A 15,994-nucleotide genomic window follows, 5' to 3' on the forward strand; every position below is an offset into this window, starting at 1 on the left:
GTTCAGAAACCGCTACAGGTTCTGCTGGCGTAGGAGTCACGGCAGGTTCAGAAACCGCTACAGGTTCCGAGGGATTGGAAGATTCGACCCCAGGCGCTTCGGGGGTTGGATCAGGTTCAACTACTGTCGTCTCCTCCTCTAAAGGAGGCGTTTCTTCTCCTATATCCGGAGTCGAATCCTCCGTGGTGGAGTCCGTCTCTCCCGGTGCTTCCTCGTCGGGTTCAGGGTCTGACTCAGAAGGACTTGACGGATCAGAACTGTCTGTTTCTTCCTCATCTGGAGTCGTTTCGTCCGGGGTTCCCTCTGACTCGTCGGGGGTTTCTGAGTCAGGGGATTCTGGGGGGAGATTAGGATTGAGGTAGATGCGCGATTGGGTTACGGATTCTCCGAGGGAGAGAAATTCTCCCGATCCGGTGGTAATCGCGGCAATAGCTCCATTTTCAATGATGCCATTGCCATCAAGGTCCCCAATCACAAATTCACTTCTGCCATGAGTGATGGTAATTTCACCCCCTTGAGGTGCAGCGGTGGAAATACTAAACTCGCTGCCAGTTTGGGAGAGAAAAGAATCGACGATGCGCACGGAACCCGTAGTCTGAATTTCGACGCTGCCGCCTTGGGTTGCGCCTTCTGTATTAATAAAGGCGGTTTGAATATCATTTTGCTCGGTGTACAGGGTGACGTCACCCCCTGCACCGACGGTGGAATGAGTATCGATCGCCCCGGTGGAGAGACCCGCAAAGGATCGCAGATTAATGGTTCCGCCATCAGCGGCGATCGCCACACTCTCTAAATTCCCGGTGCTGATCTGGCTATTCTGACTATTGAGATGAATTAAGCCCCCCGATGTGGTGATGTCATCGGTCACAATGGCATCGGTGGCGGTAACATTCACTGTTCCTCCTGTAGTCGTCAGGCGATCGCTAAGGGTGACGGTGCCTGTTGCGTCAATGGAGATCGGCCCTTGACTCGTCGTGGTAGAGGTTAAATCAATGGTTTGAGCATCAATAGACAATCCCGCGATCGCCACTTCATTCCCGATCGCCCCTCCCAGGACCACATCCCCGGTTCCCGCCTCCAGATTTAACTGAACATTGCCATTAATCGTTCCTGTTACCTGAATAGCGCCCCCTGCCGCCTCTTGTACAGATCCGGTAGTCCGGAATGTTACGGCATCGGATAGATTCAGAGGACCATTAATTTGGATTGCATTATTTTCAGTGATTAAATCCCCTGAAATAATCTGATTCTCAGCCGTTAAGGCGATCGCCCCCCCTTCCGAGTTGGAGAGAGAAGAAGCATCCAGAGTCCCTCCACTCGTATTAATGCCACCCCAAGCGCTGGAGAGGGTAATATCGCCCCCATCTGTAGAGATGGCTCCAGTTTGAATCGAGCCCGTTGTCTGGATTTCCACAGAACGATCTGGAAGAGCGATCGCAATTTCTCCAACCGCGATGCTTCCTGGAGATAATTCGAGGGAGTCATTCACCGGCGGGGGTGAAGTATCGCTTCCCCCGGCACTTAAGTAGACTCCTCCGGGGGAAGCATTACCATCCGCAGCGATCGTCAGGGAAATGGTTCCTCCTTCTATTTTTCCTGCTGCATCAACCCGCAGAGTACCCCCCGTATAATTTCCAAATCCTACATTCCCGCCCGCCCTGAGCGCCAATTCATTCTGACTTTGAAACCCGGTCGGTTGGGATGCCGTATTGACAATCATCAGATTTCCGCCGCTTTGCAAAGCGCCATCCAGGGAGATATTACCCTCACTGACGACCATCAAATTCCCCTGGACCTCAATTTGGGAATCCGGGTGATTAAGTAGATCGAGAGTAACGCTGCGATCGCCACGAATCTGCAAATTCCGCCCTACCTTCACCTCAACGGGATTCATCGGGCTATCTTCAAATCTCACCCCATTGTCCGCTTGCAAGTGTAAATTGCCCGTAGTTTCAAGCTGACTCTCTGCCAAGGTTAAATTCCCTGTGGCGAATACAACAGCCGTTTGAGCTTGTAAATGGTGACTACTGACATCCCCCTGTTGCAACTGCAACCCTGAACCCGTCAGGGTTACCGTTCCATCGGAATTAAGCTGAACTCCCGTGGCATGAGTGCTTCCCTCACCCGCCAACAATTCCGGTAAAGACTGGGGATTGAAATAATTGCCTCGGGAAATGAATTGTCCCGATGCGATCGGCAACAGATACGGGTCCACTTCAAAACTGAGGAGATGTCCGACTTGGCTAATTCGGACTAGACTTTGACCGGGGACCCCTGCCATAATCAGATTACCTTGGGCCGAAACGGTGCCCGTGTTGATCACAGAACCCCCAAGTAGGGTTAAATTTTGATTCGGTCCAACCCCTAAATTGCCCGCATTCACGATCGCCGCAGCTTCGGGTATTGAAAACACAAATTGACTGGGACTGCCGACCAAACTGCTGTAAAGATTCGTTTGTTTCGCATCAAACCATTGCACCGAGTCTGACCCCGCAAACCCCATCCGGTCTGCGGTTGTTGCCATGAATGAACCCGAAACATTTAAACTCGCTTCTGACCCAAACAGGATACCACTGGGGTTCATCAAAAATAAATTAGACTGTCCCCCAGTGACTTGAATTAGCCCATTAATAATAGAAGGATTGCCCCCATTGATTCGCGTCAAAATATTTTGAATCTGGGGATTAGACATAAAATTAGCAATTTCTCCGGCACTGAGTCCAAACTTGGTAAAAGTATGGAACAGGTTCTTGCCATCGTCCGACAGCATTCCGCCCTCAATATTGAAGGTATTCCCATTCGGAGTGACTTGGGTCTGGGTATCGGTGCCGGGAATGATCGATTGGGCATGGGTGGGTTGAATAGCGATTGTCCCGCATAGGGAAAGCGTGAATAACCACCCGATATAGATGCTTCTGATGGGTGAAATCATGGATATGTCTCTTTGTTATGGGGCATTTAAGGATGGGATGAATCCGTTGCCCTTTTCCTGGGGTTTGCTAGAGCAAATCTCTACGGCGTAAGGTTAGTAAATATTAGAAAGTCTGGATTTCATTAAGCCGAGCTTTTGGGGATAAAAATCTAAACTTGAACTGAGGGTTTAAATGATTGAGTTTGGCGTTAATCTTGACGCGACAGGAAACCTATCTAATTAAAATGTAAATCCAGGTCGAGCGGGGGATTAGATAGTTTTGGAATCAATAAGGTCTAGCTCAACTCCAGCGCTCCCATTATTTTTCCCCAATGGCATTTGGGATAACGTGAGTATAGGACTTTCATCCTATTTACTACTCTAACCTACATCTGTTCGTCCCTAGTCAAATTGCCGGAGCTGAGTGGCATCTCGTTTGGGCCAGAGTTTGCCGGATTGGGGCAGAAAATGGCTCTGAGTCCATTTGAGGTATTAGAATAAGCCTGCAAGCTTTGAAAAATTTTACAGCCTAAATAGTAAAGAAATAAATAATTTTCCAAAAATGCAAAGCTAACGTAAAATCTTGAGAGAGGACGTGAGCGAATCCTTCAGAGAAGACCCAGCCTGCTGAATCCATTAGGCAAAAGGCAATTCCAATCCCTTAAAAATCTTTACAAATCCCTGGAAAAATTTACCAAGGCTTCAACCCTGATGTGGAGAGCTATTCGTTAACCTAGGACAAGATGCCCTCAATGCGATCGCAAGAGGGATCAACTGCATCTCCCATCGGCTGTCCAACGGAAAAGAACGGGACAACGGACAGTATTTACAAAGTCTTCACAATTGAGGGGGAGTCAATCCTTGATAAATCCCTCCTACACTTAAAGAAGAGGGAGCAATTTTGAACAGGTGCAGCCTTTATTCAGGGACCCCAGCCGGAACGCAGGCGATCGCCTAGGTCCCTCTCCCATCATCCCCTCTTCCCCATCCCATTCACTCTCCGGATGCAAAATAGTCCAAGGGAATCGTTCTCAACCCATTTCCCTAGGCTCAAATGCCACCGACAGAAGGCCAATTCTGAAGTCTCTTGAACCATAATGAAACCCACGCCCGAAACTGTTCCATTTGTTGACCTCACCCAGCAACACCAGCCGATTCAATCCGAAATACAACAGGCCATTCAAAGCGTAATTGAACGCGGAGATTTTGTTTTAGGACAAGCCCTGGGAGACTTTGAAAACACCTTCGCCCAAGCTTGTGGCGTCGAATTCGGCGTCGGGGTTGCCTGTGGGACCGATGCGATCGCCCTCGCCCTCCAGGCAGCCGGAATTGGTCCAGGGGATGAAGCAATCCTCCCCGCGAATACCTTTATCGCCACCTTGATCGGCGTCCTGCGGGCCGGGGCTACCCCTGTTCTTGTGGATTGTGACCCCTCCACTGCTTTAATCGACCTAGAAGCCGTCGAAAAAGCCATCACCCCCAAAACTCGGGCTTTGTTGCCGGTCCATCTCTACGGGCAAATGGTCTCCCCGGGACGCCTCCAAGAACTCGCCGCCGCTCACAATCTGATTTGCGTTGAAGATGCCGCCCAAGCCCACCTGGCCGAACGAGAAGGAGTCCGGGCTGGTGGTGTGGGTCGGGCTGCCGCTTTTAGCTTCTATCCCAGTAAAAATCTCGGCTGTTTTGGGGATGGTGGCATGGTCGTCACCAGCGATCGTGACTTGGCACAAAAATTGCGCAGCTTACGCAATTATGGTGCCCCCAAAAAGTATCACCATCTGGATCTCGGTACTAATAGCCGTCTTGATACCCTCCAGGCGGCCATTCTCCAGGCCAAACTTCCCTACTTACCAGACTGGAATCAAGCCCGAAATACCTGCGCTCAACAGTACGATACCTTACTTGAACCCTTGAGCGATCGGGGTATTCTGCCCATCCGTAACCTCAGTGGTGGCGGTCATGTTTATCACCTCTACGTTATCCGCGTCACCAAAGCGTGCATTCTAAATCGGAACACTCTCCTAGAAAAACTGGGTTCGGAAGGGATTCAAACGGGCATCCATTATCCGTTACCCTGTCATCTGCAACCGGCTTATCAAAATTTAGGCTATCAAGCCGGAGATTTCCCCCAAGCGGAAGCCCTCTGCGAAGAGATTTGGTCTCTACCCCTCTATCCGGGTTTGAATCCGGCACAAATCGAGCGTGTGGTGGAGGCGATCGCATTAGCTGTCAGTTAAACCCGTTTCCCTTTCCCTATTGTTACCCCAGATAAAACTATGCAAATTGGGCGTAAAGTTCCTTTTTCATTTGAGAAACATTACCCGTGGATTGTAATTGGAATCCTCAGTGTTCTTTATACTCCCCTCCTCTTCCATTGGTACGATGGGTGGATGAATAAAAGCATCAGTCTTGAACATGAATATTTTAGTCATGGATTAATCGGACTCCCTTTTGCTGCCTATATTTCCTGGCAGGATAAGCGAAAATTATGGCAAAAACTGCCTCAACAAACCCATCCGCTGGGGGGGATTTTGATGGCGATCGGGGGAAGTTTTTATGTCACTGGATTACCAGATTTTGTCAATTTATCGTTTCCCCTCGTCTTAGCAGGAATCTGTTTATGGCTCAAAGGATTACCCGGCTTGAAACTCCTCAGCTTTCCTTTATTGTTAGTCTTTCTAGCAACTCCTAATCAAATTCCATACTTGATTGCACCTTATACCCTGCCTTTACAAAGTTTTATTGCCGGGTGTGCGGGATTTCTGTTAGCCCATGCCGGATTTAATGTCACCGTAGAAGGCATTTACCTATTTGTCAATCAACGAGTAGTAGAAGTTGCGCCACACTGTGCGGGATTGAAAATGCTTCTTACCAGTCTGTATGTGGCGTTAATGTTGCTTTACTGGACGGGATCGAATGAGTCGCGGAGCAAAACGACTCTATTTTTAGCCAGTACCGTGGCGATCGCCGTGATCGGTAATATTATCCGCAATGCTCTTTTGACCTTCTGTCATGGGGCGGGTTACGAACATTGGTTTGAATGGCTGCATGAAGGATGGGGCGGCGATCTATATTCTGCGGTGATGTTAGGGCTTTTAATTCCGACACTCAATGGAATTGATTGGCTTGTTCATTATTTTTCGCCTCCACTGGAAGACCCTCATTAAACTCACTCAGGGCGACTTACAACCCTCAAAATTATCTAAACCGATCGCTGGGATAAATCACTCAAGATGTCGCGGATGAAAGTCATGTATTTACCCAAATTTCTACAGAATTATTCCCTAACGCGAGTTGCTTTACTGTTATTTATGTTAGTCCTATTCGCGGTAGGAGCAGTTCCCAGCTACTTCAGTGGAAAATGGGCGTGGATCTCTCCTCCGAACCTAGTCAATTTGAATGAGATAAGGGAATTGACAAAGACGGGGTTAACCCTGAGTGGATGGGAAACGAGCGCCCCTCAAATTGTGAAAATTGGGGGCCGCAATTGGGTACAGCAGAATATTCAGGAGGGCGATCGCTTTGTCGGGGGCCTGTTGTTACTGAATCAAACGGGTCCGATGCATCAACCGCAAGTGGAGTGGATGGATATTGATGGATTTTGGCGGTGGAAAACAGATTCTAAGCGATCGCTAACCTTTGAGGTGAATCCAGAATCTAGCCCTAACGCGGATCAGGCAGTTCAGGTGAAAGCTCGATTAATTCGAGGATGGACAACGGCTCAAACCTATGCGATCGCCCAATGGTATGGGTGGCCCACCGGGGGAAATCCCGCCCCCTTGAGCTGGTTCTGGCGCGATCGCCTCGCCCAACTCCAGGGCAACCGCCTTCCCTGGGTGGCGGTTAACGTTATCATTCCCATAGAACCCTTTGGAGATATAGAATCAGTCAGACCCCTGATTGAATCCTTAAGTCAAACCATTCAACAGGCTTTAATTGAGGGTCCCTTTACTCCCTGGACGAAAAGCGAATGACCCCCTGACGAAGACAAAGGATAATCCCTGGGGACTCCTAAAACATTTCTCCTCCACTGTGGCGCATCTACGGGGTCCATTAATCCCAAAAGCTTCTAGCTCACAAAAAGGCTGATCTGCTTTTCTGTCGGGATATTTCATCAAAACCTGGGGGAACGACGAACCGGAATAGCCCGAACCTCCCACTCCTGAACCTAAACCCCTTCACCCGTTGTTGTCATCAGTTCTCATGATTGAATCCTCCTCTGTCAGACAGGTTTATCACCTCAGTGCCTTGACCCTAGCAGGGCTACATACGGGAGCTACGGTCATGCCCCTAGCAGCCTTAGTGAGCCTCACCTTTAATCCCAGAATATCCCAGGCACTTAGCGCCCCAATCCCTTCAGAACTCGCCCAAGGGATACCCAATCCCCCCGTTCCTTCTTTGCCTTCCATTCAACCTGGACCGGCTGTGCCTCCGCCTCCGCCTCAAATCCCGGCGACTACTCCGACTAGCAGCCCTCAAATCAGCCAATTTTGTCAACCCCGTCAAGGATTGCCCGTCACGAATAACCCTCAGCAGGCGATCGCCCCCCAACCTTTAACCCCCTCCCCACTCCCCCCGCCAGCCCCACCGCCGATTCCCTCAGCCCCTCCCGCACCAGCCGTCTCTCAACCTAATCCCTTCCTAGAAACCCCCTCCATCATTCCCGTTAGCCAATTCCCCACGCAACCCTACCAAATTGCCCCTGGGGATCAAATTGTCATTGATGTTCAACCCTATCAAAACATCAGCATTCAAACGGTAGTGAATTCCCAAGGACAAATCGTCATGCAGTTATTAGGGCCTGTAGAGATGGCGGGGTTAACGGCACAACAAGCCCAACAACAGATTCAAGCGGGTTTAAATCAATTTTTAGTCGATCCCCGAGTCAACGTCGCCTTAATTGCTAAACGTCCAGTGAATATTACCGTTACTGGAGAAGTCACCCAACCGGGGTTTTATGCGTTCCCCGCAGAAAATGCCCGAATTTCAGAAGTTTTAGCTGCCGTGGGGGGGACGACACCAGGATCCGACCTCACCTCCATTCTGATCCGACGTCCTCTGGGTGATGGCCGGTTTTTGCAACAACGCCTCAACCTGTTGGTTTCCTTGCAAGCAGGCAGTCCCCCGCCGGATCTCTTGCTGGAAGAAGGAGATATCGTGATTGTCCCCAAACAATCCTTAAGTGAAGCTCAGATTAATGACAGCAACATCGTAGCGCGATCGCGCCTCTCCCCTCCCCAAGCCGTTGGCATCCGCGTTATTGGAGAAGTGACTCGTCCAGGGTTTTATAATCTCCCCCCCTCACTCAATCCCATCCAAGATGCCTTAGTAATTGCTGGGGGGTCTACACCTGCCGCTGACCTGCGATCGGTCCGAGTGCGACGAGTCCTCAGTGACGGCCAGATCAGCGAGGAAGCCGTTGATCTCTATTCCCCCTTACAAACCGGCATCCCCTTTCCCGAACTGCGCCTGGGTAATGGGGATATCATCATCGTCCCCACCCTCGATTTAAACGATGCTGCCTTTAACTACAACAACAATCTCGTTTCTAACTCCACCTTAACCACAGCTCAACCCGTCAGCATTACTATCGTCGGCGAAGTCACCCAACCGGGATTTTACATCCTCCCGGCTTCCCCCAGTCCTATTCCCACGGCGTTACAACTTGCTGGGGGAAGCACACCCGTTGCGGATTTGCGCAGAGTTAAGGTGCGGCGCACCCTCCCCGATGGTCGCATCAGCGAAGAAACAATGGATTTACTCTCCCCATTGCAAGGCGGTACTCCTTTCCCAGACCTCCGATTAGCCAATGGGGATGTGCTGATCATCCCTAAACTTGGATTAGAAGAAGCCCGAACTTATAATAGTACCGCTGTCTCCACCTCCACCCTAGCGGCCCAACAGTCCGTCGCCATTACAGTCCTAGGAGAAGTCGCTGCACCTGGATTTCATGTGCTCCCTCCTTCTCTGAGTCCTATTCCCACGGCGTTGCAGGCTGCTGGCGGAATTACGACGGCAGCCGACTTGCGGACCGTCCTCATTTGTCGAGTGATGGCAAATGGGGCTGTTAGTCAAGAACAGGTCAACCTTTATGCGGCCCTAGAAACCGGCACCGCTTTACCCGATTTACGCCTAGGAAATGGGGATGTAGTGATTGTCCCCAAATTGGAATTAAATCAGGACCCCGGATATAACCCGAGCATTGTAGCTCAATCCACCCTCGCTGCGGCCATTCCGGTCAATGTGACTATCCTGGGAGAAGTAGCCCAACCGGGATTTTTTACCCTTCCCCCCTCTAATCGTCCCGTTGCCGATGCGATGTTATTGGCGGGAGGGATTACCTCTAATGCTGATTTGCGATCGGTGCGGGTCCGGCGGGTCCTGGATAATGGGGGAATTTCCGAAGAAGTCCTGGACCTTTATACCCCCCTACTGACCGGGGCTGAACTTCCAGAACTGCGGTTAGCCAATGGAGATGTGGTCTTTGTTCCCACTATCGACAGCAGCACCGATGAATATTACGATCGCGTCCTCGTATCTCGTTCTACCCTCTCCGTGCCCCAGATTGTCGTTCGCGTTTTGAGCTATCCTGCTGGAGGCATTAGCGTCGTTCCCGTCCCCAGTGGCAGTACCTTTGCGGATATTCTGAATGCAGTTCCCCTCTTGAGTGCAGACCTGAACAATATTGCCCTGATCCGCTTCGATCCGGAACAGGGTAAAGCCGTGACTCGGGAAATCAATGCCCAAGAACTCTTGCGCGGGGATCTGGCTCAAAATGTACCCTTAGAAAATAATGATGTGATTGTCATTGGTCGCAATCTCGTGGGGAAAATCACCTATGCCCTGGGAACCTTTACTCAACCCTTTCGCGATATTCTCGGATTTCTACTGTTTTTTGATTCCTTGAGAGATAGTGCTACACTCCTGTTTGGACCCGAGGGCAATGACAATGAAAATAATAGAAACAATGAATAAGCCCTGGTCCGTCTTATGGTAGAATAATCAGAGGGTCTCTACAGCCAGTTTAAATCACACCCTAGAATTGAGGGGTCCAAGCGTCTGTGTTCCTGGGGAGTAGAGAGGAAAGCAGACGCTGCTATTCCTAAAAGAATTATCCAACTGATTTACACGGGCTACATAAAATGAATGGGATAAACTTTAGTAATTCTGTTCATCGATAATCTTTAATATCCTTCATCCTTACCCCTATTTCTATCATGGCTCCACCCATTCTCAAGCGCTACGCGATCGCTTTTGGTAAATACAAATGGTTTGGCTTCGCTGTTTTTGTCCTTACCTTGGGTGGGGCAGGCTTTGTGGCGATGCAACCCCCTGCAGATGTGACCTATCGGGCGCGGGGAGCCTTGACTTACACAACTCCGGCAGTAACGTTTTCAGCAACAGGAAGCCAAATTCAAGAACAGGGCAAGCAACTCCCTAAAGAGATTCTCCTAGCAGAAAATGTGGTAACCGTGGTGGCAACCCAGGTGAATGAAGACCCCAAAAAATTGCTTAAGGAGGTGTCTTTAAAAATCCCTAAACCTGATGGTCCGCCTCAAATTGAACTTGGCTATACTCATTCCAATGGGGAAACCGCCCAAACCACCGTGCAAGGGCTCATGGAAGCCATGATTGAACAAAGCCGAATGCTGAATACTTCGGCCTTACGACGCATGATTGATACCATTGAAGAGCGGTTGCCGGAAGCCCTCACGGAACTGAGAGAAGCCGAAAAGAAACTTGAAGAGTACGAACGCGAAGAGGCGGTAGCAATTTTAGCGGCCAAAAGTGGGGGATTAGCTGGGGCGATCGTTGCCAACCAAAATCAGCAACGCGAGATGCGCTTACAGTTAGAAGGACTGGACGCCCAGCTTGCAAGCTTAGAACAGCGCCTGGGATTAACAGCGGATCAAGCCTACGTCTCCCAAGCCCTCAGTGCAGACCCAATTATCGCTCAATTGAGAGCAGCCCTCCATCAGATTGAGTCCCAGCGTGAACTCCTCAGCAAAGATTTCCGCCCGCTCCATCCCCAGATGATTGAGTTGCAAAAGCAGGAAACCTCTTACAATGAATTGTTAGAGCGCAGAGCCACAGAAGTCATTGGGGGGGGAGGAATGGCTGCCCCTTTAATGAATAGCGCCCAAATTCGCAAGGACAGTAGTCTCGACCCGGCAAGGCAGCAGTTAGCGCAAACCTTGGTGAGTTTACAAACCCAGCGGCAAACCTTAGTCCAGCAATTGAATTCTCTGACCCAAACGGAACAACAATTGCAGCAGGATTATCAAACCTTGCCGAACAAAGAACTCGAAAGAGCACGGTTAGTTCAGCAGGTGGGACTCAAGCAAGACCTCTACACTAAAATGCAGCAAGCTTTGGCCGATGCAAAAGCCGCTGAAGCAGAAACGTCCAGTAGTTTGAGTGTGGCGCAACCCGCTACGGTTTCTAAAAATGAAGTCAGTACACAACCCCCTGCACTGATTTTCGCCCTCGGGGGGGTGGTGGGCTTCCTAATTGGAAATGCCTTGATTTTTGCGATTTCCTTACTAGAAGGGAAATTTTATACGATGGAGGAAGTTCGCGGGGCGTTGCAGCAACAGGACTTGCGCATTCTGGGGATTTTACCCGAGGTGTTTACCCCAGAGTTGAATCCTCACGAGATGCCAATTTTGAGCGATCCGGATTCCCCTTATTTGGAGTTCTATGAAAAGATCCGTAGTAATTTGTTGCGGATTGGCGAAAAAGCACCCAAGGTCTTGTTAATTACCAGTGTGGCGGCTCAAGAAGGAAAAACTTTTTGTGCTTATAATTTAGCGATCGCCGCAGCCCGTGCCGGGAAGCGGACGTTACTAATTGAAGCAGATTTGCGATCGCCTTCTCAAGCGCAGAGTCTACAAGTGGCGATCGAACCCGACGCCAACCTTGAACCCCTCCGCTATTACGGACAGTTCCACCAATGCATTCGCCTCGCACCGGAAATTGAAAACCTCTACGTTGTTCCCAGCGCAGGTCCTCTCAAAAACAGCGCAGCAGCGATCGAATCCAACGAATTCCGCCGACTCCTTGAAGATGCCCGAGCTCGGTTTGATTTAGTAATTTTGGACTCTCCCGCACTCAGCGTCAACAATGATGCCTTTTTACTCGAACCTTTTAGCGATGGGATGATTCTCATCACCCGTCCCCGCTACACTCAAGGGGGAATGCTAACGGAATATGTTGAACCCCTGACGGAATCAGAAACCGTCCAACTCTTAGGGGCAGTAATTAATGGTGCCGATATTCCGGTGGCACTACCCGAAAGCATTTCCAGCAAACAACCCTTAACCCTCGCCCAAAGCCACGAAGCTCCCCAGCTTGAATCAATAGACAGCAAGCCCTCCAAAATCCCTACGCGTACAAGGCGGTAGGGAGGTTTGTTGCGTCCAGTCTGATTGAATGTTAATCGCCCTTTCTCCTAGGGGATCACAAAATTTCTGCGATCGCCTGTCTCAATGATTCAGAATACTCCCGGAGAGTAGGACAGGTTTAGAACCCAGGGCAAAACCCCCGGGGTTTTTACCAAATTTTCTCCATAGCTGAAATCAATCAGTTGCATAAATCCTGTTTTTCCCCGTTACTGTCCCAGAACAATAAGGCTAAACACAAGTCCAACTCCTTGGCGAAAATTTCAAGTTCTGGGAGAATTTTTTATTTTTTTAGATTAAAGTATTCTACATAGCCCATCATCCTATAACTTTTTTAAAATTTAGACGATACCCCCTAAATTTTTTCTATTAATATTAAAATGTGTCCCAGTTTCTAATCAAGGGTTTCCCTATATCGCACCCTTAAATGAATTTGATAATGAATCTAAGACTGAAACTTTTATAGTGAAGCGAGCGATCGCAACAGCCTGTACGTGATGCCTGTAAACCATGCTTTAGGCTTGGCATCGCGATCGTGATCGCTAGGTCAGAATGATTGAGACACGCTATATCAGAAAACGATGACAAAAACTTTGGCTGATTAGATTTTGGGGGACACTCTGATTAATGTTCCTTGGGTCAGGATCCAATAGTTCCTTCTTCAACTCCCCCCCAGCCTTTCGAGAACGCTTCTTTACCTCTGAAAATTCAGAAACTTTTTAAAGGGTTAAAATTTAAACCCTCCCCTCAAAAACTGGGTATGTTGATGATCGGGAACAATGCTATTGTAGATGAGCGTCACGCAACGTTAAGCTCAAGCACCTAGGGGAGCTTAGGTTTAACAATTTATAGATAAGAAAGGCTTGTATTTCCGGAGAACAATGTGGTTCACTGGATACTTGTTTAAACATGGTATGGGGAGTTTTAGGTGTGTTCTTACATAAGCTTGTATTGCGTCTGAGTTTGCTGGCCGGTATTAGTGCAGCCATCGTGCTGCCATCAGGATTAAGTTTAGCCAATCCTCACCCCGTACAGGGCCTGAACACAAATGGGCAGACTGCTGAAGTGCCCAACGGCAAACAGAATACCAGACCTGTTCCACCCACTACTCCAAGCCAGGAGTCAGTAGTTACCTATACTCAAGGAGAACTTGAACAGATTATCCTGTTGTTCCGAGAGGTCGAACGGCAAGGACTAAGGCCCCAACAATCTCAGGAGATCCAATCCCTGATTCGCGAATTAGAAGAACTTAGCGCTCAGGGACAGCCCCAGGTGGTCCTCTCCTCTAGGCAAGTAGAACAAATTCGCGGGGTGCTGACTTCCCTCACCCCGCAAGAAATGTCCCAGATTCAGGAAGCTCTGGATTTGCCGGAAGTGCAAGTGGGTTTATTCACCCAACCCGAGATTTCTGAAATTTTATTAATCCTGGGTGCAATTCAACAGCTAAGACTTCGGCCCCAGCAAAGTCAGGAGATTTCAACGCTAATTCAAGATTTAGAAGAAATTCAAGCACAGGGGCAGCCCCAAGCTATTCTCTCGCCTCAGCAAACTCAACTGGTGCTCTCGCTAATCGAGTCCCTGACCCCACAAGAACGCGCTCAGATCCAATCTGCTGTAGGGGTGGATCTCGCCCAGGGGACTCGCCTCGATCGCGCAACCGTACAAGAGTTTATCTCTTTTCTGAGAGTCATCCAACGCTTAAATTTACGACCCCAACAACGGCAGGAAATCCAAAGTCTTGTCGAGGAACTAGCGGAACTAGAAGCCCAGGGGGAACTGGTGGTGATCTTATCTCCTGAGCGATCGCAACAACTCCAAAACTTAATTGCCTCTCTGAGTGAGGAAGAACTGGCTCAAATTGAGCAAAACAGTGACTCTCAAAAGCCAACCCCTCGGAAATTTACCCCGGAAGAAGTCACCGAACTCCTGGCTGTTTTAGAAACAACCCGAGAGCAGGACCTCACCCCAGAGCAACTGCGGCAAGTGAATGAGTTAACTGAAATCCTGCAACGGCGACAAGCGGAAACCGACGGAGATATTATTCTCCCCGCTTCCGAAGTTCAGATTTTGCTGAGTTTTCTGGATTCCTTAACGGACAGACAACTTCGACAGCTCGCCGCTGCCTTGGGGATCACGGGAAATTTTCCGGGAATTACCCTTAGTAACCCGAGTGGGTTTGGGGGGGCTTGGGGCAATCTAGGGATTGGGGCACAGTTTAACAACCGAAATCGCTATACGTCGGAAGATGGGTCAATCTCCTTGTCGATGGGGTTGGGAGATCCCGTAGAGGCGATCGGTTTCGATGTCATCCTCGCGCTTACAGGGTTGTCTAATGAGAGTGGACAATCCGATAATTTGGGTGCAGGTAGCATCAGTTTCCAAGCTAGTCGGGTACTCCCAAACAATTTTTCTGTTTCGGTTGGGGTCATCAATCTTGTAGATTGGATAGATGCTGCCAGTGATACAGGGCGCAGTTTTTATAGCGCGGTAAGTAAAGTCCTAATTTTTGATGAGAACCTTGAAAAACCCTTTAGTCTGGGGGTTGTGACCCTAGGGGTTGGCAATGGGGTTTTCCGAACCGAACCCAATGTCGATCCTACGGATGAATTTGGCGGGACCCAATTAAATATATTTGGGAGTTTTGCTACTTCTATGGGTTCCCAGGCTCATGCGATCGCCGAGTGGACTGGACAAGACTTGACAATGGGCTTATCTGTGGTACCCTTTAAAAGGATTCCCTTGGTCGCGAGCTTTGGACTCAATGACTTAACAGGTAACGCGGGTGATGGGGTGCGCTTAAATTTGAGTATAGTCTACGGCATTTCTTTTTAAACAACCGTGCGGCCCTTTTTCTCTCCTTTTTGGAGAACCCAAGAACGGTGCTGCCGCCTCTCGGTACGATAAAACAAGTAAAGGCATTACCCAAACTCATGAACAGGTTTGGTAATCATGGAACAAGGGTCAATGGGTATTTTTAAATACCAATGCAGTCAAAGTGGGAATTAAGATGACCAAACTCCCCAGCCTTTGATGTACAGAGTAGCAGAACCCTGTCAAAATATGACGTTAAGTCACCCAGTTAATACTTCGCCCGATCGCCCCACTAAAGTTCCCAAATAAGATAGGGTTGTAGGGTTGAAATCAGTTAGCTACTTTATCTCCTTTTCGGGGATTAAAGTGATCCAGATGGTAGATGTCTTGTATCCAAGACTCTAGGGAGTGTTTGCGTCAACGTTGATGGGCAGTCGATTAGAGTTTGAGTTTAAAAACTCTCGGCGCTCCCAATATGAGAGCCAACTGTCCATAGGAAGCGGCTATACCCGCATCGCTTCCTCCCAACTTGCTTAAAGTTGGGTATTCTCGCGGGATGTGGTTATATGAACGGAAAACAGCGATTCTCGAAACTTAAATCATCCAGTGGCCGCCTATTATTTGTAGGTCTTGCAGCTACTGCCTCAGCAATATCGATCTCAGTCGCGGAACCGGCCAACGGTCAGCAGTCTCCAGGTCCGCAGTCCCCGGTGACTGTACCGATTATCCCCCCCGACCCGATTACCCCTGCGGTACCGATCGGAACACCAGTAGCGCCGCCACAGACTCCAGTCCAGACTCCAGTCCAGACTCCAGTCCAGACTCCAGTCCAGACTCCAGTCCAGACTCCAGTCCAGACTCCAGTCCAGAC

Annotated in this window: 8 protein-coding genes; 6 read left to right on the forward strand and 2 right to left on the reverse strand. The window is 49.4% G+C overall.

The window, feature by feature from the left end:
- A partial coding sequence (locus NG796_RS15360; protein ID WP_261207725.1) for a filamentous hemagglutinin N-terminal domain-containing protein occupies positions 1–2,932 on the reverse strand: 2,932 nt, incomplete at its 3' end.
- A 1,076-nt stretch (positions 2,933–4,008) separates the two neighbouring features.
- On the opposite strand from NG796_RS15360, the gene NG796_RS15365 reads away from it, so the two are divergent.
- From NG796_RS15365 to NG796_RS15390, 6 genes are all read left to right on the forward strand, one after another.
- Positions 4,009–5,148 carry a DegT/DnrJ/EryC1/StrS family aminotransferase gene (locus NG796_RS15365; protein WP_261207726.1) on the forward strand — a complete coding sequence of 380 codons (1,140 nt, stop codon included), beginning with the start codon at positions 4,009–4,011 and terminating at the stop codon, positions 5,146–5,148.
- 39 nt (positions 5,149–5,187) lie between these two features.
- The gene (gene crtB, locus NG796_RS15370) at positions 5,188–6,078 is read left to right on the forward strand and encodes a cyanoexosortase B (RefSeq protein ID WP_261207727.1); all 891 of its coding nucleotides are present in this window, start codon (positions 5,188–5,190) and stop codon (positions 6,076–6,078) included.
- Between the two features lie 75 nt (positions 6,079–6,153).
- Positions 6,154–6,885, forward strand: a complete 732-nt coding sequence (locus NG796_RS15375; protein WP_261207728.1) for a cyanoexosortase B system-associated protein — start codon at positions 6,154–6,156, stop codon at positions 6,883–6,885.
- A gap of 229 nt (positions 6,886–7,114) precedes the next feature.
- Positions 7,115–9,886, forward strand: a complete 2,772-nt coding sequence (locus NG796_RS15380) for a polysaccharide biosynthesis/export family protein (RefSeq protein ID WP_261207729.1) — start codon at positions 7,115–7,117, stop codon at positions 9,884–9,886.
- Between the two features lie 242 nt (positions 9,887–10,128).
- Entirely contained in the window at positions 10,129–12,315 is a 2,187-nt protein-coding gene (locus tag NG796_RS15385) for a GumC family protein (RefSeq protein WP_261207730.1), read from the forward strand.
- Positions 12,316–13,242: 927 nt separating this feature from the next.
- Entirely contained in the window at positions 13,243–15,144 is a 1,902-nt protein-coding gene (locus tag NG796_RS15390) for a hypothetical protein (protein ID WP_261207731.1), read from the forward strand.
- 638 nt (positions 15,145–15,782) lie between these two features.
- Here the strand turns inward: NG796_RS15390 and NG796_RS15395 are convergent.
- Positions 15,783–15,994, reverse strand: a 212-nt coding sequence (locus NG796_RS15395) for a hypothetical protein (RefSeq protein ID WP_261207732.1), incomplete at its 5' end; no start/stop codon positions are given.

It is taken from the genome of Laspinema sp. D2d, from assembly GCF_025370755.1.
Taxonomy (GTDB): Bacteria; Cyanobacteriota; Cyanobacteriia; order Cyanobacteriales; family Laspinemataceae; genus Laspinema.